The sequence below is a fragment of the Streptomyces sp. R33 genome (genome assembly GCF_041200175.1).
In the GTDB taxonomy this organism is placed as follows: Bacteria; Actinomycetota; Actinomycetes; order Streptomycetales; family Streptomycetaceae; genus Streptomyces; species Streptomyces katrae_B.
Map to the genome: position 1 here is coordinate 8,189,862 of NZ_CP165727.1, position 25,252 is coordinate 8,215,113.

Annotated in this window: 22 protein-coding genes and 4 pseudogenes; 14 read left to right on the forward strand and 12 right to left on the reverse strand. The window is 68.7% G+C overall.

The window, feature by feature from the left end; genetic code table 11:
* Positions 1-15: 15 nt before the first annotated feature.
* Positions 16-1,128, reverse strand: a complete 1,113-nt coding sequence (locus tag AB5J51_RS37670) for a C40 family peptidase (protein ID WP_369779813.1) — start codon at positions 1,126-1,128, stop codon at positions 16-18.
* Positions 1,129-1,709: 581 nt separating this feature from the next.
* Here AB5J51_RS37670 and AB5J51_RS37675 point away from each other — a divergent pair.
* The 3 genes from AB5J51_RS37675 to AB5J51_RS37685 all read left to right on the forward strand — a co-directional run bounded on the left by AB5J51_RS37675 (position 1,710) and on the right by AB5J51_RS37685 (position 3,965).
* The gene (locus tag AB5J51_RS37675) at positions 1,710-2,273 is read left to right on the forward strand and encodes a papain-like cysteine protease family protein (protein ID WP_136224067.1); all 564 of its coding nucleotides are present in this window, start codon (positions 1,710-1,712) and stop codon (positions 2,271-2,273) included.
* 10 nt (positions 2,274-2,283) lie between these two features.
* A complete protein-coding gene (locus tag AB5J51_RS37680; protein WP_369779814.1) occupies positions 2,284-3,156 on the forward strand; it encodes a hypothetical protein in 873 nt (290 codons plus the stop codon).
* A 305-nt stretch (positions 3,157-3,461) separates the two neighbouring features.
* Positions 3,462-3,965 carry an N-acetyltransferase gene (locus AB5J51_RS37685; protein ID WP_136224069.1) on the forward strand — a complete coding sequence of 168 codons (504 nt, stop codon included), beginning with the start codon at positions 3,462-3,464 and terminating at the stop codon, positions 3,963-3,965.
* 1,353 nt (positions 3,966-5,318) lie between these two features.
* Here the strand turns inward: AB5J51_RS37685 and AB5J51_RS37690 are convergent.
* The 5 genes and pseudogenes from AB5J51_RS37690 to AB5J51_RS37710 all read right to left on the reverse strand — a co-directional run bounded on the left by AB5J51_RS37690 (position 5,319) and on the right by AB5J51_RS37710 (position 10,523).
* Complete coding sequence (locus tag AB5J51_RS37690; RefSeq protein ID WP_369779815.1) at positions 5,319-6,590, reverse strand: IS256 family transposase; 1,272 nt, start codon at positions 6,588-6,590, stop codon at positions 5,319-5,321.
* 485 nt (positions 6,591-7,075) lie between these two features.
* Positions 7,076-7,798 (reverse strand): TetR family transcriptional regulator, encoded by a 723-nt coding sequence (locus AB5J51_RS37695; protein ID WP_369779816.1) that lies wholly within the window; start codon positions 7,796-7,798, stop codon positions 7,076-7,078.
* A 353-nt stretch (positions 7,799-8,151) separates the two neighbouring features.
* Positions 8,152-8,506, reverse strand: a pseudogene (locus tag AB5J51_RS37700) (ISL3 family transposase); the annotation flags it as partial.
* A 125-nt stretch (positions 8,507-8,631) separates the two neighbouring features.
* Positions 8,632-10,176 carry a caspase domain-containing protein gene (locus AB5J51_RS37705; RefSeq protein WP_369779817.1) on the reverse strand — a complete coding sequence of 515 codons (1,545 nt, stop codon included), beginning with the start codon at positions 10,174-10,176 and terminating at the stop codon, positions 8,632-8,634.
* Positions 10,173-10,523 (reverse strand): hypothetical protein, encoded by a 351-nt coding sequence (locus AB5J51_RS37710; RefSeq protein ID WP_053790627.1) that lies wholly within the window; start codon positions 10,521-10,523, stop codon positions 10,173-10,175. Before AB5J51_RS37710 ends, AB5J51_RS37705 begins: the two co-directional genes overlap by 4 nt.
* Before the next feature lie 225 nt (positions 10,524-10,748).
* On the opposite strand from AB5J51_RS37710, the gene AB5J51_RS37715 reads away from it, so the two are divergent.
* The 3 genes from AB5J51_RS37715 to AB5J51_RS37725 are packed head-to-tail and all read left to right on the forward strand — an operon-like array spanning position 10,749 to position 14,241.
* The gene (locus tag AB5J51_RS37715) at positions 10,749-12,113 is read left to right on the forward strand and encodes an AAA family ATPase (protein WP_369779818.1); all 1,365 of its coding nucleotides are present in this window, start codon (positions 10,749-10,751) and stop codon (positions 12,111-12,113) included.
* Entirely contained in the window at positions 12,110-13,171 is a 1,062-nt protein-coding gene (locus AB5J51_RS37720) for a tetratricopeptide repeat protein (RefSeq protein ID WP_240805257.1), read from the forward strand. Before AB5J51_RS37715 ends, AB5J51_RS37720 begins: the two co-directional genes overlap by 4 nt.
* Positions 13,171-14,241, forward strand: a complete 1,071-nt coding sequence (locus AB5J51_RS37725) for a tetratricopeptide repeat protein (protein WP_369779819.1) — start codon at positions 13,171-13,173, stop codon at positions 14,239-14,241. Before AB5J51_RS37720 ends, AB5J51_RS37725 begins: the two co-directional genes overlap by 1 nt.
* A gap of 162 nt (positions 14,242-14,403) precedes the next feature.
* Here the strand turns inward: AB5J51_RS37725 and AB5J51_RS37730 are convergent, their stop codons facing one another.
* On the reverse strand, positions 14,404-15,120 hold the full coding sequence (locus tag AB5J51_RS37730; RefSeq protein WP_369779820.1) for an SDR family oxidoreductase: 717 nt from the start codon (positions 15,118-15,120) through the stop codon (positions 14,404-14,406).
* Between the two features lie 143 nt (positions 15,121-15,263).
* On the opposite strand from AB5J51_RS37730, the gene AB5J51_RS37735 reads away from it, so the two are divergent.
* Entirely contained in the window at positions 15,264-16,211 is a 948-nt protein-coding gene (locus AB5J51_RS37735) for an AraC family transcriptional regulator (protein ID WP_369779821.1), read from the forward strand.
* Positions 16,212-17,247: 1,036 nt separating this feature from the next.
* Positions 17,248-17,667, forward strand: a complete 420-nt coding sequence (locus AB5J51_RS37740) for a hypothetical protein (protein WP_369779822.1) — start codon at positions 17,248-17,250, stop codon at positions 17,665-17,667.
* A gap of 127 nt (positions 17,668-17,794) precedes the next feature.
* On the opposite strand, the gene AB5J51_RS37745 is transcribed toward AB5J51_RS37740, so the two are convergent.
* Positions 17,795-18,142: a hypothetical protein gene (locus AB5J51_RS37745; RefSeq protein WP_369780378.1), complete on the reverse strand. Its 348-nt coding sequence runs from the start codon at positions 18,140-18,142 to the stop codon at positions 17,795-17,797.
* A 62-nt stretch (positions 18,143-18,204) separates the two neighbouring features.
* Here AB5J51_RS37745 and AB5J51_RS37750 point away from each other — a divergent pair.
* The 3 genes and pseudogenes from AB5J51_RS37750 to AB5J51_RS37760 all read left to right on the forward strand — a co-directional run.
* Positions 18,205-18,819, forward strand: a pseudogene (locus AB5J51_RS37750) (IS701 family transposase); the annotation flags it as partial.
* A gap of 33 nt (positions 18,820-18,852) precedes the next feature.
* Positions 18,853-19,700 (forward strand): IS5 family transposase gene (locus AB5J51_RS37755; protein WP_369777147.1). Its coding sequence is split into 2 segments (ribosomal slippage): positions 18,853-19,228 and positions 19,228-19,700, totalling 849 coding nucleotides; the frame shifts between segments, so codons are not numbered across the junction.
* Between the two features lie 22 nt (positions 19,701-19,722).
* A pseudogene (locus tag AB5J51_RS37760) lies at positions 19,723-20,280 on the forward strand (IS701 family transposase); the annotation flags it as partial.
* 137 nt (positions 20,281-20,417) lie between these two features.
* Here AB5J51_RS37760 and AB5J51_RS37765 read toward each other — a convergent pair.
* From AB5J51_RS37765 to AB5J51_RS37780, 4 genes and pseudogenes are all read right to left on the reverse strand, one after another.
* A complete protein-coding gene (locus AB5J51_RS37765) occupies positions 20,418-20,954 on the reverse strand; it encodes a hypothetical protein (protein WP_369779823.1) in 537 nt (178 codons plus the stop codon).
* A 64-nt stretch (positions 20,955-21,018) separates the two neighbouring features.
* Positions 21,019-21,369 (reverse strand): annotated as a pseudogene (locus AB5J51_RS37770) (transposase); the annotation flags it as partial.
* Between the two features lie 77 nt (positions 21,370-21,446).
* Positions 21,447-22,100 carry a hypothetical protein gene (locus AB5J51_RS37775; RefSeq protein ID WP_369779824.1) on the reverse strand — a complete coding sequence of 218 codons (654 nt, stop codon included), beginning with the start codon at positions 22,098-22,100 and terminating at the stop codon, positions 21,447-21,449.
* Between the two features lie 128 nt (positions 22,101-22,228).
* Positions 22,229-22,612, reverse strand: a complete 384-nt coding sequence (locus tag AB5J51_RS37780; protein ID WP_136224080.1) for a hypothetical protein — start codon at positions 22,610-22,612, stop codon at positions 22,229-22,231.
* A 234-nt stretch (positions 22,613-22,846) separates the two neighbouring features.
* Between AB5J51_RS37780 and AB5J51_RS37785 the strand changes: the two genes are divergently transcribed.
* From AB5J51_RS37785 to AB5J51_RS37795, 3 genes are all read left to right on the forward strand, one after another.
* Complete coding sequence (locus tag AB5J51_RS37785; protein WP_369779825.1) at positions 22,847-23,020, forward strand: hypothetical protein; 174 nt, start codon at positions 22,847-22,849, stop codon at positions 23,018-23,020.
* A gap of 154 nt (positions 23,021-23,174) precedes the next feature.
* Positions 23,175-23,732 carry a hypothetical protein gene (locus AB5J51_RS37790; protein ID WP_136224082.1) on the forward strand — a complete coding sequence of 186 codons (558 nt, stop codon included), beginning with the start codon at positions 23,175-23,177 and terminating at the stop codon, positions 23,730-23,732.
* An 83-nt stretch (positions 23,733-23,815) separates the two neighbouring features.
* Positions 23,816-25,009: a transposase gene (locus tag AB5J51_RS37795; protein WP_369780379.1), complete on the forward strand. Its 1,194-nt coding sequence runs from the start codon at positions 23,816-23,818 to the stop codon at positions 25,007-25,009.
* The last annotated feature ends 243 nt before the right edge of the window (positions 25,010-25,252 follow it).

Genomic DNA, 25,252 nt, shown 5'->3' on the forward strand with positions numbered 1-25,252 from the left:
AGTGCCGAACGCGCGTCAGCGGGCCAGGAAGCGGGTGGCGCCCACGTAGACGCGGCCGGTGGAACCGATGGGCTCCTCCTTGACCGGGTCACCGGTCCGAGGCGAGTTGATCATCATGGGTTCGCCGTTCCTCGTCCCCGAGTAGATGCCCACGTGGGTGACCTCGGTGCCGGTGGCGGGACGGAAGGCGACGATGTCGCCGGGCCTGAGGTCCTCCGTACCGGTGATCCGCACCCCCGCGGCCGAGCCGGCGGGTACCTGTCCGCCGCCCGCCTCGAACTGCGGCTGGGCGTCCCGGGGGATCGTCACGCCGAGGGCGGAGTAGACCTGGCCGGTGAGGCCGGAGCAGTCGTAGCCGAATCCGGAGGTGCCCGACCACAGGTAGGGCAGACCCAGGAAGGCGCGTGCGGCGGCGACCACGTCCGCGCCGCTCGGTGCGGCCGGCACCCTCGCCAGGTCGTCAGCCCGGAAGAACAGCCGGCCACTGCTGGGGGAGTAGGCGGTGACGACTCCAGGCAGCGGACCGGCCTTCACCGGGAAGGAGGTGTTGTACGAGTACTCGCCCGCCTGCCCGGATTGGCGCTGGGCAAGCGCGGCCCGGGCGGTGGCGAAGCCCCGAGCTGTGGGGCGGGCAACGCGTTCCTCGTGCGTACCGCCGGGCGGGCGCCGGTGCTCCGAGGTCAGTTGCCGGTCGGGAATCCAGCCGGGGTAGGCGCCCCGTCCTGCCTGGTCCCTGGGGGTGGGCTGGCCGTGCACCCATACGTGGTCCCAGAGCAGACCGCCGTGCCACTCGGTGCGGTCGACGGTCACCAGGACGCCGTGGAGAGCCTGCGTCTCCCCGGCGACCTCACGCCGCTCCTCCAGGGACATGGTTGTCAACCAGCCGCGGATATCTGCGGGGTTGGTGGTCGCCGGAGCGTCCACGGGCCGGACCTGTCCGGGGCTCACCCAGACCTGAGCGACCGCCACGTCGACGTAGCAGGTCGCGGCGCCGTGGCAGGGACGTGGTGCGGCGGACACGAGGGGGTGGGCCGGGGTGGTGGGAGCCGCGGGGCTTGCGGCGGCCGGAGCGGCGAGGGCGAGGAGCATTGCGGCGGTGGCCGTCAGGACGGTCTTCACGGAGTACATAGGTCGATCCTGTCCAGGGCAGCGCGCCTGCGAACCCGTCCGGCCCGGCCGGCGCACACGGTCGTGGGATCGACTTGGCGCCGTCAACCGGTCCCTGGCGTCGTGGACCCCCGCTGGACACCGCCGTCCCGGCCGATGACCCAGATCACCCGGAATCCTCGGATCCCCGTTCACGAGAGTGCCGCGTCCCCAGGGAGGTCAGTCGGTCGGGCTTGAGGTTTCGGCGACTACGGGAATATCGCACGCTTCAAAATGCAGCGCCGGGCCCCGCCACGGCCGCAGCGCTCAGCACCCCTGACAGTCGCTCTGCGACGCCGTGGTCCTTGGGTCAACAGGCCGCATGACCTTCCAGTTCTTCAGCCGTCGGTCTATCCGCGTTCGGCGGCGCCGGATTCAATCCGTGCATCACGGGATAACGCCCGCCCCAAACGAAACAGCCGTTATGCACATGATTACATGACAAATAATCAGTAAGGGTTGAATTGATGTAAAAACCCTATGCCTTCGGAATGCTGCGCTGTCATATTCGCATCAGATCGCCCCGCTCATCTCGTTGCACCCATCAGGGGGAAGGCAGGAACATGGGCAAAATCAGGTATGGAACCACGGCGTCGGCCATCGTGCTGGCCGCCTTGGGATCGTTCGCGGCCGTGGGCGGCACGGCTCACGCGGAAGCGGGTCAGGACACCATCAGCATGCTCAAGCAGGAGAAGACCCAGTGGTGCTGGGTCGCCTCCGGGCTGACCATCGCCAAGTTCCAGGGCTTAGGCTCCACACAAACGGACTTCTGCAACCGGGCCCAGCCCTACTACGGCTGCAACAACCAGCCCGCCACGCTCGATGACATGGCCAGGGGCTGGAGCAGCCTCGGCATGGCCCACACCGGCTCGGGCCTGAACAGCGCGGCCACGTTCAACCAGGTGTACACCGACGTCAAGGCGGCCCGGCCGATCGGTGCCCGCATCGGGTGGACATCGGGCGGCGGGCACATGAACGTGGTCTACGGCTTCGACACGTCGAACAACACGATCGCCGTGGCCGACCCGTGGCCCGACACCACCACGTACACGTGGTGGAACTACAACGACTACGTGAGCAACAGCTCGTCCAAGTGGACGCACTCCCGCATCGGCATCTCCCGCTAAGGCAGGCGACATGCGCGACACCGAAATGTCCGGCAAGCGGACGGGCTCTCGCTTCTCCCGCCTGTCCATCGTCATCGCACTGAGTGCATCCGCGCTGCTGTCCGTCGTCGGTCCGGCCCACGCCGTCCCGGCCAAGGACCCCCTCCCGGCCGACATCCCCGACTATCAAGCTGCTCTCGACGCGGTCAAGTCCACCGATGTGCGCAACGCGGTCTGCCGCTTCCTGCGCACTCCGGTGCCCACCAGCGGCGCCGGCGGGCCAGTGCAGGCGATCCCCGAAACGGCCGAGCCGTGCCAGGACCTCCCGGTCTTCACGATCAAGGACCCGGTGGCACGGAACGAGATCACTCCCGGGTTCGTAGCGGGCACCGCCAAGCCGCTGCCCACCGAGGCGGTCAAGCTGACGCAGCTGGTCTCCTCGCTCAGCGCCACCGTCAACGGCCGCAACGCAACCGTCATGCTCGCCCCCACGCAGGGCGGCGGCTGGCACCTGGCGGCCATCCGCGACGGCGACAGCGACGCCGCGTACGCCGGCAAGGCCACCCTGGGCACGCTGGTCTTCACCGAGCCGCAGCTCCGCGGCTGGTACCAGCTCAAACTCACCACCGTCGAGCCACTCAACGACGAGGCCCGGCAAGGCCTTGGCGGCCAGGCGTCGGTGTCGCTCAGCGACTACCAGAAACTGGTCAAGGCCCGCTACGCCGACAAGCTGCCCGGCTCGGAGTACGACACCAACGGCTACAGCAGCGGTTACAGCCCCCAGCACAAGGCGGACGACGCCTCGCCCTCCACCCTGCTCCTTGCCGGCGGTTCCAGCGCGGCACTCGCCCTCGTGGGAGGGGTAGCTGTGCTCCGTCGGCGCCGGCGCGCAGGCACCCGCTGAGCCCGACCCGTACGCGCTCTCGCTCCGTCCCGGCAGCCGGTCGGGACGGTTCGGGGGGATTGGCGGGTGGGTTCACAGCCCGTCCGGGACGCCGAGTGGCGCGGTGAACCGCGACTGCCAGCCTTCCTCGTCAGCGCTGCCAGTCGGACCTCTGCCGTACGGGCGCGCAGCGGCAGGAGTCTGTGGATCGAAGGGGAGTCTCGATCGGATGATCGCGGGCACTGCCCGGCATGAGAGCCGGTCCTGGCGGTATACGGGCAAAAACCAAAGGAACGGAGGGCCGCGCGCTGCTACGGTCGGGCGCTATGAGCTGGCTCCCCGATAACTTCGTCCATCCCGTCCTGGTACCGCTGCCGGGCAGTGGTCATCACCTGCGGCCGATCCGGGAGGCGGACACCCCGCTCGACTATCCGGCTGTGATGGGTTCGCGCGAGCGGCTGTGGACCATCTTCGGCCCGGCCTGGGGCTGGCCTGCGGCCACCATGACCTACGAGGCCGACCAGGCCGACCTGTTGCGGCACGAGAAGGAGATCGCCGCACACCAGTCTTTCAACTACGCGCTGTTCGACGCGGCGGAGACAGCTCTGCTCGGCTGCGTGTACATCGACCCACCGGAGAGGGCCGGCGCGGACGGCGAGATCTCCTGGTGGGTGGTGGACGAGCTGGTGGACAGCAAGGTCGAGCAGGCCCTCGATGAGCTGGTGCCGCAGTGGATCGCCGCCGACTGGCCGTTCGAGCAGCCGCGCTTCCTCGGCCGAGAGATCTCCTGGTCGGACTGGCTCACCCTGCCGGAGCACTCCGACGCGTAAGTGGCTTTTGTCGTACCGAGAGGTTCGGTTGCGGGTCTAACTTGGGTGCTCGGTTGGGTGATCGGCTCGTGGCCGGTGAATGAAAGCAGGGCCTCCCGCACAGCTCGTGAGTGTTGAAGTCCATTCGAGCGTCAGGAGGCCCTGTGCCTCAGTCTTCCGTGCCGCTGTCCGTGGCGTCCCACCCCACATCCGCCAGAGGACGGTCAGTGGTCGCTGACCTTGGCTCGTACGCTGTCGGCGTCGAGGTGTAGTTCGTAGACCGTGGAACAGTCTGCTGCCAGTGTGGCGACCGGTTGTCCGCAGGGGCAGGCGAGGTTGAGGCCCGAGTCGCCCAGCGGGCCAGAGCAGCAGCCCATACTCGTGTCCACCAACATGACCAACCCGAGGGCGTCCTCAGGGTGCAGGACGATGTTGTTGCGTGGGCCGGCCGACTTGACGAGCCCTCGCTCGTCCGCCTTCCAGCCTGAGCGGGGTTGCGCGGGGCCCCACTCCTCATCGTCTGGGAAGGCCACATAGGGCGCACCCCACGGCTCGGGCTCGATGGCGTAGTGCCCTGCAGGCATTGTGGCGCGTGACCGCCGCGACTCGCTGTCCTCCTCATACGGTGGCGGTTGCGGTACCGCCTCCATCGGTGTCAGATCGGGGGTCAGAGCTGCTCCGCATCCGAGGCAGCAGAAGATCGTCATGCCTCGTTCTATCTGCCCATAGCGCGACGCGCATCCTGGTTTTCGGGCGTGGCGAAGCTCCGTGGGCAGCCCAACAACGCGACGGCCACCGCGCGATCCCATCATCGGCACCCTCACCCGTGCCCGACTCCTCATCCTCGGCCGCCACGATCCGACCGGCCGCGTCCGCCCGTCGGCCGCACCGTCCCACTGCGCCCTGACGCGCCCCGCGAGCTCGCCGAGCACCTCACCCCGGCCGGCACCGGCCATCCCTGGACCGGCGTGAGGTTCACCTCGGCATGGGGCACCGCGACGTCCTCGACACCACCTTCGTCGAGCCAGACGCGGCCGTCGAGGAGGTGCCCCGATTCGGCGGTGGCCCGGCCGCAACTGCGCGGTGACCGCCGATAGCGGCCAGCGGACTCGGCTGTCGCAGCCAGCCGACGAGTCCGGACCCGTTCGCCCGCGAGCACATCCTGGCGCACGGCACTTACCCGGCACCGAAAGCCCCGGCGCCAGCCCTTCCCGTTCCCCGGCTGCCCAAAGTCACCCCGCCACCTTCGTCACCCGGCGTCCGCGGCAGCCGCGTAAGACGTACAACGACCAGCTCCTGGTGGAGGAGCTGGAGGCCACCAGCGGCAAGATCCTGAAGTGGGCGTGTCAGCGATCTTGTGTAAGTCGGTTGGTGTCATTGGATGCTGAGCCGGTCCTCGAAGAACAGTGAGAACTGGTTCAGCGCCTCTTTCCAGTGTGCGGCGACGTGGTTCGCGTCGCGCGCTTTGGGGTTGATCTGCTCGCGGACCGCGAGGTAGAGCACCTTCAATGCGGCCTGTTCCGAGGGGAAATGGCCGCGGTTGCGGGTGGCCTTGCGGAGCCGCGAGTTGATCGATTCGACCATGTTCGTGGAGTAGACCACCGTCCTTATGGCCGGCGGGAACGCCAAGTAGGGCGTGAATTCCGGCCAGGCCGAGCGCCAGGTCCGGACCACGGCCGGGTAGCGTCGGCCCAGGTCAGAGGCTTCGAACTCGTCAAGTGCCTGTTCGGCGGCTTGTTCGGTCGGGGCCGTATAGATCGCTTTCAGGGCCGGCACGAGTTTGGGGTGGTCCCGCACCGACGACAGCCTGAGTGAGGCTCTGGTCAGGTGGATCACGCAGGTCTGGACGGTGGCTTTGGGCCAGGTCGCGGTGACCGAGTCGGGCAGGCCCTTCAGGCCGTCGCAGGCGACGATGCAGACATCTTGGATGCCCCGATTACGCAGCTCGGACAGGACCGCCATCCAGGTGGTGGCGCCCTCGCCCTCGGCTCCGACCCACAGGCCCAGAACGTCCTTGCGGCCGTCCATGTCAACGCCGACGGCCAGGTAGACCGGCTTGGAGACCACGGACCCGGACCGGATCTTCACCCACAACGCGTCGATGTAGATGATTGGCCAAACCGCGTCCAGGGGCCTGTTCTGCCAGCTCACGAGCTCGTCGATCACCGCGTCGGTGACCTTGCTGATCAGGCCGGGGCTGACCTCGACCCCGTAGATCTGCGCAAGGTGGGAGCGGATGTCGCGCACGCTCATCCCGCGGGCGTAGAGGGACAGGATCCGGTCGTTGAACCCCGCGAGCCGACGGGCGTTCTTCGGTACCAGACGCGGCTCGAAGTCGCCGTTGCGGTCCCGGGGAACCGCCAGCGTGACCGCGCCGGCGTCTGTGAGGACCGTCTTCGGTGAGGTCCCGTTGCGGGAGTTTCCCGATCCGTGGCCAGCGGGATCTCCACGTTCGTAGCCGAGGTGTTCGCTCATCTCGGCTTCAAGGGCCCGCTCCAGAACGGCCCTGGTGATCTCCGTCAGCAGCCCGCCCTCGCCGAGCAGGGCCGCCCCTGAGGCGTCAGCCTTGTCGAGCAGCCGCTCGACGACCTCGTCGACCATCTCGTCGCCGGCCACGGACGCGGCCGCTTCTTCTTTGTCTGCCATGACTCGTCCGATCCGCCCGGCCCCCAGGCCCGAGGCCGAGCCCCGGGCCAGGCTGTCACATCACGGACTTACACGAACTTCCAGACACGCTCCCTGAAGTCGGGCCCGGACGTTGATGCCTGGCTGAGCCGTGCCGCCTCGGCGAGTCGATCCGGACGAACCCGAAGACCCCGTGGCTTTCATCGTGGCCGTAGGGCGCCCTGGGCTGCGAAGCCATGGGGCCTCGCCCCGCAACCCGCGACCTCAGTCCGTGGGCTCCTGAGGCGCGGGGTCCTTGGCAGGGCGATCATTCTCGGTCTGTGGTTCGTTCTTCTCACCCTCCGAGTCCTTGACTGCCCGCAGGTCGGGCGCCGGAGGGTCCAGCGGGGGGAGGTCAGGAGTGAGGGCGTCTTCGCTCTCGGGAACCTTGGGGGGCAGCTTCGGTTCGGGTGTTCCGGGCGCGTGGGCTTCTCGTTCATCGGTCATGTGACCCACCTGCCCCTCATTCAGCTCCGAACACCTCCCCCGGCGGTGCCTGTGAGTGGGCCAGGTGTTCGGGAGGCCGGCGTCCACGGCGGGGGAAACTGGCCGCGGCGGGGGACTCTCGTATCAGCCCGGGCTCCGGCTGTCGTCGCTGAGGCTCGGGGGCAGGGGATCCGTGAGGTAGTGCTGGATGGTGGGGGCGATGAGGTCGGTGACGGCGGGGCGGGGAGGGTGGCGACGGTGCCGATCTGCCAGATGTAGCGGTTCATGACCATGCCGACGATCTGGGTGGAGATGAGGCTGGCCCGCAGGTTGCGTTCGGTGTCGGGCAGGCTGTGGGAGACGACGGCCAGTACACGTTCGGAGAACAGCTGCCGCAGGCGATGCAGGGCGGCGGGTTCCTGGGCGGCGGTGAGGATGATGGAGCGCAGGATCTCGGCAGAGGCGGGGTCCTCCCACAGGTTCAGGGCGGCCTGCACGAGGGCGTGCCCCCGGCGTTCCAGGGGCTGCTCGGCGGCGGCGGCCACGGTTGCACCGAACGCCTCGGGGGGTTGCATCACCTCTTCCAACAGCCCGGTCTTGGTGCGGAAGTAGTAGGTCACGAGGCCGGGGTCGACACCGGCCTCCCGGGCGACCGACCGGAGTGAGGTCGCGGCGTAGCCGCGCGTGGCGAAGGACCTGCGGGCGGCGGCGACGATCTTGTCCGCCTGCTCTCCGCGTTCACCCCGAGGGCCTCGGCCGGTCACACCGCATCACCTTCCGTAACGGTTGCGGGCGGGACTTCCCCCTCGCCGAGAGTTTCAGCATACGCTGAAATTAGTTTCCACATGTTGAGGAAATCAGGAAGAGCGTCCGTCTCAGGCGAGACCCCTGTGACCGTGGTCGGCGACCTGTCCGACGACCCCGAAACCACGGTTCACCCCGGGAGGCGTCCCCGTTGCTGCGTTCCGCATCGCATCCCCCTCGCGCACGACACATCGGCCCACACAAAAGCTCACGGGTGCCGTTCCACCCCCCCCGCCGCGGCAGCGTGCGCGAGCACTACTTCGACCCCGACGCGCCTTGTGCCGGGACTGTAAGGGGACCGGCTCCGGCTCACGCAGGGGGCGGTGAGTCGGCCCAGGAGGTCGTGCTGTTCGGCCTTGAGGTTGTAGGGGCTGGTGAGCATCATCCGGGCGAGCCTGCGCGGAGAGGTGCGGCTGCGGCATGCGCGGACTTGGCTGATGTACGTGCAGGAGGTTAGGTAGCCCGTGAAGCCGAGGGCCTCGATCTCCTCGAAGAGGTCCAGGAAGGGGGCGGTGGGGTCCTCGAGCCGGCGTTTGCGCAGCTGCTCGAGGTAGGGGTCGCGAAGCTGGCACGGTGCTTGGGAACGCGTAGCATCCACTCGGGTTGATCGGTACGGGCGTAGCGCTTGACGGTGTTCAAGGCCGTTGCAGACGGCGGGCGAATTCGAGACGCATCGCACCCCCCACACGCGGATCCCCACAGGCTTCCGTGCGTGGCCCCAACTCCCTTGACACCGGGCAACTCAGGAAACACCCCGACAGGACAGAGCGCTCTTCAAAGGGTGTCCGAGGGATCAGGGCCGGGCGAACCACTCGGGATGCCGCTCGCGGAGGTCGGCCATGGCCGCGAGGAACCTGCGCAGGGCCGACAGGAGCGGGTGGTTCGATCCCTCGCTGATCCTCACTTCGTGGTGTCCGAACCTGAGGGCCGTGACGACGATGAGCACGTCCTCGCAGAGGCCCGCCTGATCCGTGACGGTCACCACGCGCTCCTGATGCCATGAGACGGACAGGGAGAGGTCTTCGAGGCGGGAGTAAGGGATCCTCAGAAGGTCCGGGGGATCCGATACGCACAGATGCGTATCGGTGAACGCGATGGTCCGCCTCGCGCTGTTCGTGGCACGGCCGACCAGCTGCTCCCCGTCGGCCATGCCGAAGCGCTTCCTCCGCACGGACGCCATCCAGCCCGGACGTCCGGTGCCCCGTTCGAGGATGAAGCCCTGGAGCATCAGCACCAGGCGCAGGGCGTCCGCGAACGTGGTGGGTTCGTGGCGGTGCCGCTCGATGTAGGCGTTCACCTCTGCGACGTCGTACCCGTGGTACTTCCGGCCGGACTCGGTCCGGAAGTAGGGAGGGGCGGCCTGCGACCACTGGTCGGGGCTGGCCACCGTGGCGATGACCTTCGCCAAGCGGGCGTTGACGTCTCCGATGCGGTAGCCGGCGCTCTGGACGGTGGCGAAGGCGGGCCCTCCGGCAGGAGTGATGGCTCGGGGAACCGGGACGCCCCCGGCGGCCGGCACGGCGCGCTCCCGGGGGACCGGTACCGGAATCGGCTCTGGGACTGGCTCCGGCTTCGGGGCCGGCGGTGGGAAGGCCCGGTTGCGTACGAGGGGGAAGTCACCCGCGCCCGTCTTGCCGCACTCCTCCGGGAGCGGGAGGCCCGTGTCCCGCATGCGCCGCAGCACCTCGTTGTAGAGGTCGTTCGCCCCCAGCAGCGGGCCGGCGCCCTGGACACCTTCCTGCATGGCGCCCAGCAGGAAACCGGTGAAGGCGCTGTACCTGGCCCCCGCAGGCGCCTTGGAGCGCCTGTCCCCCGGAGCTGAGGTCAGGGAGTAGACACCCCTGACGGCGGCCAGCTGGTCCGTGATCAGCCGGGACTCGGCGCCCATCAGGTCGGAGTGCGCCAGGCCGCTGAAGCAGGAGTCCAGGATCACGATCTTGACGCCAGCGCGGGACTGCTTGACGACGCCCGCCAGGTACGAGAACCGCAGGCTGGTCCAGTCCTGACCGGGTTCGCTCTCGGTCATGCTGAGGTGGAGATCGCCGGTGGCCCCGGCGATCAGGCCGTGGCCGCTGTAGTAGACGAGCAGGACATCCTCCGCCTCCTCGGCGGCGGTCCTGACCGGCTCCATGATGTCCTGGGCCTTGTCCGGATCGTCCACGAGCCGTACATCGTCCCTCGCGAAGCCGCCCAGTGCTCCGTCGGTGAGGGCGGCTTCGAGGCCGCGGATGTTGCGCGCGGAGTGGGGGATCGGCGTGAGGTCCCGCGAGGTGTAGGACGCGGCGCCGATCAGCACCGCGCGGGCGGACCCGAAGGACGGGAAGGAGGGCCCGCTCACCGACCGTCCAGCTCGCGCACGATGCGGACGGCCACCTCGTCCGGGTCCTCGAGCCGGGAGGCGTCGATCTCCACCTCCTTATCCCCGCTGCGCACGCGGATGTGCACCTGTCGGCGCCGGACGCCGGCCCAGGTGCCCAGCGAGGCAGCGACGGCGGTCAGGACGCCCTGCGGTTCGAGCAGCAGCTGGAGGGCCTCTGTAACCGGGCCCATGTCACCGTCCTCGACCGGCGCGGCCTGGGCTGTGATTGCGACCCGCCTGAGCTCCTGGTCCTGGCGCAGCCACTGCTCCAGCCGGCGCAGCTCATCGCCTGCCTCATCGCCGATCAGGCCGACCTGCACGATCATGGAGTACCTCCGGTACGTCGCAACTCGCAGGCCGCACATGCTAGTCAGGTCCCGCCCGGTGCCGCCGGTACTTCGCCGCAGACGGGGTGCCGATCGTAGAGCCCATCCCCGGACCCTACTGGTGGTAGCCGACCGGACGCCGCCGGACCAACGGGCTCCCCGCATCTGTCGATCTTGACCGCACCCGGTGACCGAGAGCCGCGGGCCGCTTTCTAGGCTGACCCCATGTCCGACGAGTCACCTCTCATCCGTAGCCTGCGGGCCGCCGTCGCCGCCGCTCCCGAAGACGTGCCCCTGCGGCTGCACTTCACCGAACTGCTCCTCGCGGAGGGGAGGCACGACGAGGCCGTCACGCAAGCCGCGGTCGCGCTGCAGCACGCGCCGGGCGACGAAGCCGTACGGGACCTGATGGTCCGCACCATGCAACTGCCCACGGTCGGCACGCCCCCGCCCGCGGCCACTGAAACGCCGGCCCCGCCCACCACTACCCCGCCCCAGGCCGCCGCGTCCGCCGCCCCCTCGCCCGCCACGGGCGGCACCCAGCCCCGCGCCTTCGACTGGGCCGCCGCCGAGCAGGAAGTCGCCGACGTCGTCGGCCCCCGCTTCGCCGCCGACCCCACCGGTCCCACTGACCCCGCCGACACGGGCGATGCCACCGAGGCCCCCCTGACCGCCGACGGCAGCGGCGACCCGGCCGATGCGTCCGCCTGGGACATCGACGCCCCCGGTGACGTACGCCTCGCCGACGTCGGCGGCATGCAGCAGGTCAAGGACCGGCTCGAAGCCGCCTTCCTCGCCCCGATGCGCAATCCCGAACTCCGCAAGCTGTACGGCAAGTCGCTCCGCGGCGGCCTGCTCCTCTACGGCCCGCCCGGCTGCGGCAAGACGTTCATCGCGCGGGCCGTCGCCGGCGAACTCGGTGCCGGCTTCATGTCGGTCTCGCTCTCCGACATCCTCGACATGTACATCGGCACCTCGGAGAAGAACGTCCACGACATCTTCGAGGCCGCCCGCCGCCAGGCGCCCTGCGTGATCTTCCTCGACGAGCTGGACGCGCTCGGCGCCAAGCGCTCGCGCATGCACCACAGCGGTCTGCGCAACGTCGTCAACCAGCTCCTCACCGAGCTCGACGGCATCAACGCCGCACAGAACGAAGGCGTCTTCGTGCTCGCCGCGACCAACGTCCCCTGGGACGTGGACCTCGCCCTGCGCCGCCCCGGCCGCCTGGACCGCACCCTGCTCGTGCTGCCCCCCGACGCCCCGGCCCGGGAGTCGATCCTCCGCTACCACCTGCGCGAGCGCCCCATCGAGTCCGTTGATCTCGGCAAGATCGTCAAGGTCACCGAGGACTTCTCGGGCGCCGATCTCGCCCATCTCTGCGAGAGCGCGGCCGAGTACGCGCTCCTGGACTCCGCCCGTTCCGGCACCATCCGCATGATCGGCACCAAGGACCTCCTGACCGCGGCCAAGCAGATCAAGCCGTCCAGCGAATCCTGGTTCGCCTCCGCCCGTAACGTCGCCATGTTCGCCAACGACGGCGGTGTGTACGACGACCTGGTCACCTACCTGAAGAAGAAGCGCAAGCTGTGAGTGGAACATCCCTGCACCCGCGGGTCGAACAGGCCCTCGAGCTCTACGGCATGGAACGGCGCGAGGAGGCCCTCGCCCTCCTCGACCGGCGTCTCGCCGAGGCACCCGACGACCACGAGGCCTGGACCGCGCGCGCCCGCTGCCTCACCGCCCTCGGCCGCCAGGCGGAGGGGCTCGACGCCGCCGACCAGGCGCTGAAGCTCGTACCCGACTTCGCCGACGGGCACTTCATGCGCGGATTCGCCCTGCGCAGGATGAGCCGGCTGCCCGAGGCCGAACAGTCGCAGCGCGAGGCCATCCGCCTCGCTCCGCAACTCTGGGGCCCGCGTGCCCAGCGCGCCGAGATGCTGATCTTCGTGGGGACGAAGGAGGAGGCGCTCGAAGAGGCCCAGGAGGCCGTACGGCTCGGCCCCGACGTCGTCGACACCTGGCACACCATGTACAAGGTCGCCGCGTTCAACAGCCGCTCCGACCTGGTGGACGAGTCCGTGCGGCAGCTCCTGCGCATCGACCCGACCGACCAGCTCGCCGTCACCACGGTCACGCACCGCGAGGTCCACAAGCCCGGCACGTCCGCCGCCCGGGCCGCCGACCTCTACGCCGGCGCACTCGCCGCCGCCCCCGACTCCGCGTCGCTCCGCTCCGACCTCGACCGGGCCGTCTACCGGATGCTCCGCGGCACCCGATGGCTCGCCCTGCTCTGCCTGGTCATGGCCGCCGTCACCGTCGACGTCTTCCCCACCGGGGGAGCGGCGAAGGAGCTGCCCGTCCCTCTCGGCACGCGGCTGTGGGCGCTGACCCTCATGGCCGTGGTGTGGGGCTTCGGGGCCTGGCGCCGCTACCGGCGGCTGCGGACCGGGGCCCAGCTCGCCGTGTTCGCGCTCGTGCGCCGCTCGTTCTGGTCCAGGGTCGTGCTGGGCCAGGCCACCTGGGCCACCCTGTGCGCGCTGCTGCTCGTGGCCCTTCCGTGGAGCGAACGCACCGTGCCTCAGGTCCTGTTCTGGCTGGCACTCGTACCGAACCTGCTCAGCATCACCCATGACCGGGACAAGGTCTGATGAGCCGGGCCCTGCAACAGGCCGACGCCCTCTTCGACCTGGGGCGCCACGAGCAGGCCGCCGCACTCGCCGCCCAGCACCTCGCCGACAACCCCGACGACGCCACCGCACTCGTGCTGCTCGCCCGCTGCCGCCACCGCCTCGGCGACGAACAGCAGGCGCTCACCACCCTCGAACACGCCCTGCGCGTCGCGCCCGAGTCGGTCAGCGCCTGGCTGATGCACACCCACGTCCTGCTCGCCCTGAAGCAGTACAAGCAGGCCGAGGGCTCTGCCCGGCGCGCCGTCGAACTCGCCCCGCAGCACTGGGCGAGCCACTACACCCTCGGCATCGTCCTGGACCGCGGCGCCCGCAGGAAGCGCAAGCGGGCCGCTTACGAGTCGGCCCGCACGGCCGTCGCCCTCGCCCCCGAGGAGAGCGACGCATACGTCCTCCTCGGCCTGACCGCCCACAACACGGGCAACCACCGCGTCGCTCAGCAGGCCTACGAGACGGCGCTGCGCCTCAACCCGGACAGCAGCGCGGCCCACAACAACCTCGCGCTGCTCCATCTGCGCCGCCGCTGGCTCCGTCCCGGCTCGTGGACCCGGGCCGCCGAGGGCTTCGTCCGATCCGCCGCCCTCGACCTGAACGCCCCCCAGGCCCGCTACAACCTGGAGAACATGGCCTGGGGAACGCTCATGGGCTCCCGCTGGGTGGCCCTCGCCGGAACCGTCGCGGTGTCGTTGGGCTCCGCCCACCTGCGTGCGGGCGCCGCCGGCACCGACGCCCTCGTCACCTACCTGGTGTGCGCAGCCGTGCTCGTCGGCAGCTGGGGAGGCTGGCTGCTGTGGCAGACCCGGCGGGTCCCGCCCCACCTGCGCCGTCCCCTCCTGCTGGTGTCGCGCGGCTGCCGGCCGGTCCTCGGGATGGCGTTCCCCATCGCGCTGCTCATCGTGCACTCGGCCTTGGCGCTGGTGCTGTGGCGCAGCGCCGTGTTCGCCGCGCTCGCGATTCCGCTGTTCTTCTTCGTGATCGTCACGTCCGTGGCCGGCCGCGCCGCCCTCCAGCAGCGAGCGCCGAAGCCGTAGGAGCCAGGGAAGCGGCGCCTAGTACTCCTAGTACTCCTAGTACTCCAGTGTGACTTCGCGATCCACGCGCTGGAGGGGCGGAGAGCCGCTGCCGGTAGTGACTGCGACGTGCCGAAGCTTGGTGGCTTCTGCGCCGGTTCAACCAGTGCAGGAATGCGTCTGTCACACCAGTGCTGCGCCGCCGTCTATCGCGAGGGTGGTCCCGGTGACGTAGGCGTTGGCCAAGACGAAGAGATAGGCCGCCGCGGCTTCCTCGGCAGTGCCGACACGCCGCGTGAGCAACTCGGACCCGGCGCCCTGGAGGAAAGCCTCCGGGTCCGGGACACTGCCGTCCCACAGCTCGGTACGGATCACACCGGGCTGGATCACGTTCACGCGCAGAGGGGCGAGTTCCACGGCGAGTGCCCGGGACAGGGCCTCGATGCCGCCGGTGATTCCCGCCGTGAGCGCGGTTCCGGACAGGGGGCGGATCGCGAGGACGCCGGAGCTGAAAGTGATCGAGCCGCCGTCGCGCAGTCGCGGTACAGCGTACTTGGCAGAGAGGAACGCGCCCCAGAACCGGCGCTCGAAGACGGCCCTGGCCTCCTGCGGGGTGGTGTCGACCAACGGCTTGATCAGCAGAGACTCACCCGCGGTGTAGACGAGGTGGTCGAACTCCCCGACCTGCTCGAAGAACGCGGCGATGGCGTTGCCGTCGGCGACGTCCAGGCGGCGGCCTTCGGCCGGCTCGCCCAACCGCTTCGTCGCGGCGTCCAAGCGGTCCTGATTGCTGGAGGCGACCACGACGTCCGCGCCAGCCGCCACGGCCTGTTGGGCTACCGCGAAGCCGATGCCGGAGGTTCCACCGATGATCACGATCTTCTTGCCGGCCAGAGACATGGGATCCATTCCTTCGTCGATGCAGTGCCGGGGTTCGGCAACCGCCATGGCAAGAACGTACGCCTCCACATCGAGACGGTGAATGACTTAAGATCTCGATTCCCTGTCATATCGTCTCGCCATACAGGCACTAGAGTGGCGCCATGGACATCCTGAGTGACACCCTCGAAGTCCTTCGTACGGGGCGCCCGATGGTGACTCGCACCGACGCGCACGCCCCGTGGGCCCTGAAGTTCCAACCCATCTCAGGAGCCGGATTCCATGTGGTCGTGGAAGGGCACTGCCACCTGCTGCCACCGCACGGCCAACCGCTCGCGCTCGGCCCCGGCGACATCGTGTTCCTGCAGCGCGGCAGCGGACACACCCTGTGCGACGTGCCGGACCGTGTTCCGGTGGACTTCGTACCGGACCGCGTGGACCGTTCCTCGCCGATCGGCCAGGTCACCGTGGACGGACCGGGGCTGCACACGGTGCTGGTGTGCGGCGCGTACGCGATCGACGTTGACCGTCCGCATCCGCTGTTCAGCGATCTGCCGGAGGTCATCCACCTCCCCGCGGTTCCCGGCCGCCACCCGGTCCTGCGCTCGGCGGTCGATCAGCTGTGCGCAGAGTTCCACGCGCCACAGCCGGGCTCGGACGCGGTCGTCACGGCGCTCATCGATCTGCTGCTGCTGTACATCCTCCGGTCGTGGTACGCCGAACTGCCGAAGGGGCGGACCCGGGGTTGGGCGGCCGCGCTGACCGACCCGGCAGTGGCCCCGGCCCTGAAAGCGATCCACGACGATCCCGGCCATCCCTGGACCGTGGAGTCCCTGGGCAACCGCGCCGGGCTGTCCCGCGCGGCGTTCGCCCGCCGCTTCGCCTCGGTGGTCGGCGAGCCGCCGTTGACCTACCTGACCAACTGGCGGATGGCCACCGCGGCGCGGTTGCTGCACCAATCGCCGACCCCGCTGAGCACCATCGCGCAGCGCACGGGGTACACGTCGGAGTTCGCCTTCGCCAAAGCTTTCAAACGACACTTCGGGTCGCCGCCGGGGGCCTACCGCAAGCGGGTCAAGGCGGCAGGCGACGAACCAGGCGGAAACAACTGACGGTGAGGGCCAGGACACCACCGCAGCGGATGGGGAAGCGGTGGTCGCTGCCGATCCCGGCCTCGCGGCGGCCCCGATGTGGTGGAGCCGGGCGGATGGTGTCCAAGAAACCCAGCGCTGCAGTAATCGCGACGATGTCTGGCGAACGACTTGCCGGAGCACCACCTACTGAAGCTGGAGCCGGCCATGGCTGCCCGGGCAGTGGGCGCTGGCGGGCGGACCTGAAAGGCAGCAGTGAGGCCCGGAACTGGCGCGCCGACGCGGTGCTCTTCGACGAGCCCGTAACCGAGCCAGGCTGAGTCGGAGCCCGCTGACGTGTCTTCGCCTCCTTCCGCCTGGTTGTCGAACAGTCCGCGGGCAGGAACCAGTTCGCCTCTTCGACGGACTCCGACCGCACTGAGCGACCACGTGCCGCGTTCGCCGCCGTGCCCTTGCTGAAGGGGCCAGACGGCCGTGAGGGCACCGGACTCAGGCGCCTGAACGTTCCCAGCGTCACCGGGACCGCACCGAGCTTCACGTCGTCCACGTTGAGGACAAACGAGCCTCGGCGGGCCCATCCATGAATTTGGGGCTGGGTCCGACGGGGTCATCCGGGTCTGCTACCACATCGCGTCGACCGGCGAAACCCCCACTTCCAGAGGTCGCATGTCTCCGGGTAGCGGCGTTAGCGTCGTTCCATCACGACAGGCTCTGCGTCGACTGACCTTAAAACAGCAAGGATTGAGGCGTCGTCACCGTCTACCCCTTCACCGAGGAGCCTTAATGCACTTACGTAAGACGGCAGCCCAGATCGTCGCGCGGCCACGGTCCTGGCAGGCGCCATGATCGGCACTGCCGTCCCCGCTCATGCGGCCGGCGGATGCTGGAACGGAGGCACCGTGGTCGGCTACATGCACTCCAGTCCCAGTTGGGACATCGACATCTCCTCTGAGATCAATCCGGTGCCGTCCTGCGAAGACCACTGGTCCGGCCGCCTCTAGCCACCCCCTCCCGTAGCACGGCCTCCTCGGCGCCCTTCACCTCACCTGGAGAATCCATGCACTTCCGCGCTGCCACGACCGTACGGAACACCGTCGTGCTGCTCATGGCCCTGCTGCTCGCGCTCGCGGCGGACGTCTCGCTTGCCGCGCCGCAGGCACATGCCTACAACAAGTATTGGATCACGACGTTCACCCCCGCGAGCGGATACCCGAACCCGGTCTGCGGAACGAGTAACGGACATCCGTGCGGACCCAACGGCTATCTCTACGCCGGAAGCAATTACGTTTTCTGCCGGGCTTGGGGAGCCGAAGTCAACGACGGCCAGGGAAACTTCAACCGTTGGTGGCTGTGGACCGACCTCGACACCCCTGCCGGCAGCCAGGGCTGGGTGTCGGCCTACTACCTGTCCGGCCAGGGTAACGATCAGGCCGACTACTGGAACGGGAGCCGCTGGGTGCCCATCCCGAACTGCTGACCCACGATTGACGGCAACCTCGGCGGAATCGGGGTTGAAACACCACACCGACCTCCCTGGAGCGAAGATCTGACACCGCACGGGCCGAAACGTGCTGTCCGGGTTCCTGTTGGCGTGGTCCTGAGAGCTATGGAAGCTGGATTCCGGACCAGGCATCGACTTCGCACTGTCCGTCGGCATTATTCCCTGCGGTCACGACCGTGCCGTCGGTACGCAGGCCAAGGGTGTGCGTTGAACCGGCCGCCACGGCGACGATGTCGTGCCAATCGCCGACTTCGCACTGTCGGTAGCTGTTGTCTCCCGCTGCGAGGACCCGTCCGGACGCAGTGACCCCGACGGTGTGGTAGCTGCCCGCACTGAGCCCCACCACGTCTTCCCAGTCATCGACCTCGCACGCCCCGGTTGCCCGGTCTCCGGTCGCGACTGCCCGCCCGTCGGCTCTGAGACCGACGGTATGGAGATACCCAGCCGAAATGGCGGCTAGTACTGCAACGGTGTTTGCCGTGACGGTTGGGCAGGTCGGTCGTTGTTCAGGTCATGGGTGGGGAACTTGTTGATGCCCGGTTGTGGGCGGGTGAACTGAAGGCTTTGCATGAGCGGTTCGTGCATCGTTTCTCCAGGTCGGAGCCGCGGGAGTCGGCTCTTGCCTATATGCGGGGGCTGATAGCTCCGTTGGAGCGGAAGAACGGGTGGACGCTTGCCGAGGAGGCCGGGCATGGGGGTCCGGACCGGATCCATCGGTTGCTGAACCGGATCGACTGGGACGCCGATGAGGTCCTGGCCGACGTGCGGGACTACGTCGTGGAGCATCTCGGAGACCCGGATGCGGTGCTGATCGTGGACGACACGGGGTTCCTGAAGAAGGGTGTCCGCTCGGCCGGGGTCCAGCGCCAGTACTCCGGCACCGCCGGGCGGACAGAGAACTCCCAGATCGGGGTGTTCCTCGCCTATGCCGGCGGCCGGGGCCGCACGTTGATCGACCGCCGTCTGTATCTGCCCACGTCATGGACGGAAGACCGGGAACGGTGCCGGGCTGCCGGCATTGAGGACACGGTCGCCTTCGAGACGAAGGTGGTGATGGCCAAGGCCATGGTCCGCCGGGCGATCACAGGCCGGATTCCGTTCCGGTGGGTGACCGCGGATGCCGCTTACAACCCCTAACGAAATGATCTTCGGGCTGGTTGGATGTCCCTGAGAACGTTGATCTGGGGGTGTGGGGTGGCTCGGCGGAAGCCGTGGGAAGTGGACGATGAACTCTGGGCGGTGATCGAATCGCTCCTGCCGAGGGTGGAGCGACGGACTCGTCATCCTGGTCGGAAGCGGCATCCGGACCGGCTGGTGTTCCAGGGCATCCTGTTCGTTCTGCACACCGGGATCGCGTGGGAACACCTCCCGCAGGAACTGGGGTTCGGATCGGGCATGACCTGCTGGCGGCGCCTGGCTGAGTGGACCGAGGCCGACGTCTGGCCGCGGCTGCACGAGACCCTTCTGGCCCGGCTCCGCGGGGCCGGCGCTCTGGACTTCTCGCGGGCCGTGGTCGACGGCTCCCACATACGCGCGTTAAAGGGGGCTCCAAAACAGGGCGAAGCCCCGTTGACCGGGGCAGGAATGGCAGCAAGCACCACCTGATCACCGATGCCACCGGCATTCCGCTTGCCGCCATCCTGACTGGCGGCAACCGCAACGACGTCACCCAGTTCATGCCCCTCCTCCAGGCCGTCCCACCGGTTCGCGGCAAGCGCGGCCGGCCCCGTCGGCGGCCCGACACGGTGCTCGGGGACCGCGGCTACGACCATGACAAGTACCGACGCCTGGCCTGGGCCCTGGGCGTGAAACCGGTCATCGCCCGACGCGGCGTCCCACACGGCTCCGGCCTCGGCACCGAACGCTGGGTTGTCGAGCGGGCCTTCGCCCACCTCCACTGGTTCCGCCGATTGCGGATCCGCTGGGAAGTCCGCGACGACATCCACGAAGCCTTCCTCAGCCTCGCTTGCTCACTCATCTGCTGGCGACGCCTGAAGTCATTCCGATAGCAGTTCTTACGGCTTCTCCAAGGGCTGGCGCACGGAGCTCGAGCGGGCGGATGTCTTCCATGTCATGGCCACCACCCGGCACGACACCGTCGTCACCCGCTGGGGGATCGACCACCCCGTCCACGACCTCTTTCCCGGGCTGCCCCGGCAGAAGTGGAAGCGTCGTTCCTGCGGGATGGGGGCCCATGGCCCGCGGGTCTACGACTGGGCGAGGGTCGAGGTGAGGCCCTGGCACCGCGAGGACCGCCGGCACTGGGTGATCGCCCGCCGCAGTGTCCGCCGGCCCGAGGAGATCTCCTACTACATCGCCTACTGCCCCGCCGAGACCACACTGGATGAGCTGATCCACGTCGCGGGAAGCCGGTGGGCGGTCGAGGAATGCTTCCAGACTGCGAAGCAGGAGTGCGGCCTGGACGACTACCAGGTCCGCCGCTACGACGGCTGGCACCGCCACATGACCCTGGCCATGGCCGCCCACGCCTGCCTCACCGTCCTGCGGGCCCGCGAACTCGACACCGGGAAAGCAGAAACGGATCCTCCCCGCTCATACCCCTCACCCTGCCCGAAATCCGACGCCTGATCAGCCGGCTCACCCGGCCCCGCCCGACCATCGACCACATCCTGCACTGGTCACACTGGCGCCGCAGACGTCAACACCAAGCCCGCGTCAGTCACTACAAACGACGCGGCCACACACCACCAGAAACTGCCCAACCATCACGACAAGCACCGTTGCAGTACTAGGTCACGCCACCCGTCAACGGCACACTGCCGTCGTCGGTTGTTCCCCGCGGCCAGTGCAGAACCGTCCGACCGGACGCCAACCGAGTGCCAGTCACCACACGAGAGGACGACCATCTCGCGCCAGGACTGCACGTCACACTGTCCTTCTGAACTCCGACCAGCTGCTAGCACGCGGCCATTCGCGAGCAGCCCAAGTGTGAGGCGCCAGCCTGCGGCCACGGCCGTGACGCCTCGCCATCCTGCGACATCACATTGGCCATCGCCATTCCACCCCGTTGCCAGCAACGTGCCGTCCGATCGGAGTCCCACCGTATGAGACCTGCCGGTGTTCGCCGCGGTATGGACGTTGCCGGCCGCCACAGCGACGACGTCGTCCCATCGCTCGACGCGACACTCAGCGGCTGCGGTATTGCCCACGGCGAGAACGGTTCCATCCCAGCGCCGTCCCACCGAATGATGTCTTCCGGCCGCCAGCGCCGACGAGTTAGCGAGCATTCCGCCTCCTTGCATTTGGCGTGAGTTCGCACATCGGATGTCACCCTACTTTGGACTGGAATCAGAGCGAAGTCCTCAGTCGTCGCCAGCGGATGCGTAGACGGCGGAACCAGTGCAATAGCGCGATGGCGCCGTCCACGACCAGCGGTGTACGCCGAGTCCGGAGCCGTGTTCGGTGCCGCGTCGGGCGATGTGCGGGGCAATCTCGAACCGTCGGACCTGGTCGCGGTAGCTCTCGTGGTCGTAGCCGCGGTCAGCGTAGAGGCGCCTCGGGCGGCACAGCGGTTGGCCGCGTTTGCCTCTTATCGGCGGGACGGCTCGGATCAGTGGGCACACCTGGGTCCCGTCGTTGTGGTTGCCGCCGGTCAGCGTGGCGGCCAGCGAAATGCCGTGCCTCGACGATCACATGGTGCTTTTCGCCCGGAAGGGCAAGGGCTCTGCTTGCGCGGTGTTGCTGGGCCCACCCTGTACCGAACGGCTGCGCCGCTGGTGGTCGTGACCCAAAGATCACTCTCGAGGCTTATGCCAGCCATTCTCGGCAGCCCGGCGCCTTTCATGCACCCAATCGATAAATCCGACTGGGACTCGTGAAGCCTCGGCCTCTGCCACAAGGGCGTCGAGGTCGATCGCCGTGATGTCATCGATCCGAAGTACGATTTCGCGAAGCAAAGGTGTCATGCGTTTCATGAGGGACATATCTCCTGAGCGCACGACGTCCAGCAAGTGGGCCCTATCGGTCATGAGCTGGATTCGAGGCAACACCTTTGCGCTCAGCGTCTCGGCCAGTGCGCGCCCGCATGCATCCTCTCCCTCCGGGCGCATGGCCCAGCGTGTTCGAAACGGCATCCCCTCATCGGGGCGGTGCGCGACCGAGGGCGGCGGGACGACGCGCCCTGTCACCAACGCACCGGAGGAGTCTGGCACCTTCCCAACGGGCTGGTGCCCCCGGTAGACCCAATCCCAATAGGGCTCAGGGGCGGCGTGGAACTCCACGTCAAAGACAGTGGCTTCAGGATCCACGGCGTAGACCTGGAAGGTGAGCAAGGCGTAATCCAGGCGGCGGCCGCCGACCGTCCAGAAACCTCGGCCCTTTTTCCTGAACCCAGCCGACTTGGCCGCGGGAGCTACGTACTCCCGAATCAGGGAGTCCAAAGGGTTCATGCCCTCAGATGCCTCACTGTTGTGTTTCCTGGCCGACGGTGCTGGCGGCAAGTTTCGTGTCGCTAAGGGCTGTCCCGTAACTGCGGCCGTCGTATCGGTGGGTTCGGCTGTCTGGGCACTCCTCAACGTCAGCCGAAGATGAGTTCGACGCCCTCGTCTACGCAGAAGCGTAGGACGACGGTCAGCTGTTGGGCGTCCTGGATGTGCTGCTGGAGGATCGGTTCGTCGGGCTCCTCCTGCCACTGGCCGATGATCGACTTCAGGCGGGGCAGCATCGCAGCGCAGTCGGCAGTCGAGAGCTCGTCACCACCGACATCCGGGTGATCGAGGAGCGGCTCCAGAGTGGTGGAGACGTCGCTCCACAGCCGGTCGCCCCCGAAGCCCCACATCTCAGGGAGGACGAACCCCTCGGCTTGTGCGAGCCGTTCCCGGAAGCTGTTGAAGCGGACGCAGGACCATGAAACGTCCGGGCTGCTGTTGTCACCGTCTCCTGGGAACAGGGTCAGGCCCACGTGATCCTCCTCGCTTGCGAAGTGGACAGGATCGGCCAGAACAAGCGGCATCGGCAACTGAAATGCATGATCCCGCTGACCGAAGACCTAGGAGAGTGGGGCAGTAACGAGCAAGCGGCTCCGCTCCCGTGATCGGCGAATCGGTCGCGGCGGGCTCGTCGGGGCATGTGGGGCTGGCGGGGCCTGCCCGCCGGGTGTCCGGTCGGCAGGGCTCGTGACGTGGCCGGGGACCCGATGCTCTGGTATGGGATGGTCAACCACATCTCCGGGCTGGACTTCCTCGGCACCACCGGGGAGCGTGCCGCGGCCCCGGCCCCGGCCCCGCCAGCGGCAGCGGTCGCGGGCCTCGCCGCCGCCCTGGCCGCGGCCGCCCTCGCCCTGGACGCGATACGCCACGCCGCGCGGTGACATGCCACTCGGTAAGTCGGGCGGAGGAGGAGCGGTTCCCCCGCCGGGGGGAGCTGGTCCCTCCCCGCGGCGGAGGCCGCGACCGGGGGTGAGCTGGGAGGTTGGAGGCAGTCGGAAAACAGCCCGACTCCTCTCTCTCCACTGAGGATTGACCATGCGAAAGCTCACCACCGCCATCGCGCTCACCACTGCGGCCGTGGCCCTCGCGGCCGGGACGGCCGGCACCGCCGCGGCCGCGCCCACACCGGCCACCCCCCTACCGGCCCAGCACCTCGCGCTGCACAGCTGGACCCTGCTCAACGAGCACGGCCCGGGCCCCAACCCAGGCGAGCGGCTCACCGCGCGGGTCAGCGCCCGTACGGTCGACGGCCACACCCGGGGGCACGTCGTGGTGCAGCACGTGTTCGAGAAGACCGGCACCATCCGGGCCGAGTTCGACGTCGACTGCCTGACCGTCGACGGGAACGGCGCCATCACCGTGACCGGGCCCATCTCGCAGACCGTGGTCACCCCGCTCGGGGGCGAGCCGTACCTCTTCGAGGAGGGCCAGCACCCCGAGGCTGGCCTCACCTTCTACCCGACCGACGAGCAGCACCAGCGCCGGGTCGGCTGGAACCGGACCAACCCCCAGATGCACTCCGAAGTCGTCAAGTGCGGCGCGGTTCCGGCCAGCCTCTGGGTCATCGACGGCGGGACCTTCCTGCGCCGCTAGGAGCGTGTCTCTGTGACCGGCAACCTACCTGTGTCTCGTGATCTTTCGTACGGGATGATCCCGGTATGCGTGGTGAGGATGGGCTGTTCGAGGCCGAGCCGGTCGAGGCGAAGCGGCCGCAGCGCCGTCCGGCGGCGGTGGACAAGACCTTCCGGGCGTTCGACCCGCATCAGGTCCTGCTGCCGCCACCGTCGCTGGACGACTGGCTGCCCGAGGGACACCTGGCCCGGTTCGTCGCCGACCTGGTCGACGATGTGCTCGACCTGGGACCGGTCCCGGCCGACTACACCGAGAAGCGCGGCTACCCGCCCTACGACCCGCGCCTGATGCTCCGGCTGCTGATCTACGGCTACACCACCGGGGTGCGTTCCTCGCGGGCGATCGAACGCAAATGCGTCGACGACGTCGCATTCCGGTTCCTCGCCGCCGACCAGGCCCCCGACTTCCGCTCCATCGCCCGGTTCCGCCGACGCCACCTCGACGCCCTCGCCGACCTGTTCCTCCAGTCCCTGCGCCTCGCGCGCCTGCAGGCCGCCCGCGCGCAGATCGAGGCCGAGGCCGCCGCCAAGGCCCGCAAGCACGCCCAGGACAAGGAACGCCGCCGCCAGGACCGCACCGGCACCAGCGACGAACAGGCCGTCACCGACGCCGGCGAGGCCGCCGCCGCGAAGGCGCGACCGAAGCCGAAGGCCCAGGCCAACTTCACCGATCCCGACTCGCGGATCATGAAGAACGGCGACGGCGCCTACATCCAGTCCTACAACGCCCAGGCCGTCGTCGACGAGCAGCATCAGGCCATCACCGCCGCCGACGTGACGACCAACGCCTCGGACGCCCTGAACTACACCGACATGCTCGACCAGTCCGCCCGCAACACCGGCACCCACCCCAAGCAGGCCCTCGTGGACGCCGGCTACTGCTCGAACACGAACCTCGAAGCCGCCAGGGACCGCCATCTGTCCTGCGGCACCGACACGTTCGTGGCCACCGGCCGTCTCGGCCACGACGAGCAGGTCCCGCCCGCACCCCGAGGCCGCATCCCCACGGACGCCACCTTGAAGGAGCGCATGGCCCGCAAGCTGCGGACCAAACCCGGCCGCAAGGCCATCGTCGACCCCGTCTTCGGACAGATCATGACCTGCCAGAACGGCCGCCAGCTCCTCCTGCGCGGCGAGGACGGCGCACGAGGCGAATGGCGCCTGCTCGCCGCCTGCCACAACTTCCGCAAGGCCTTCCGACACGCCGGAACCGCCGGACTCGCCGCAGCGGTCGGCTGACCGAGCCCTCGCCCCGGCCCCGGCGGGCCTCGACACGACAATCCCGGCCTGGAAGACCCCCGCGCCGCCCCCGCGCGCCCCTGACCGGGCAACCTGGCGCTCTCGCCAGCACGGTCCCCCGGACAGTTGCCCGTTACTGAGACACGCTCCTAGCCATGACCCGCTGCTGCTCATCGCGGCGGATTCGGTCGGTATGGATCAGCATTCCGGGTGGGTGGCAGTGGACGAACCGGAGGCGCTGAC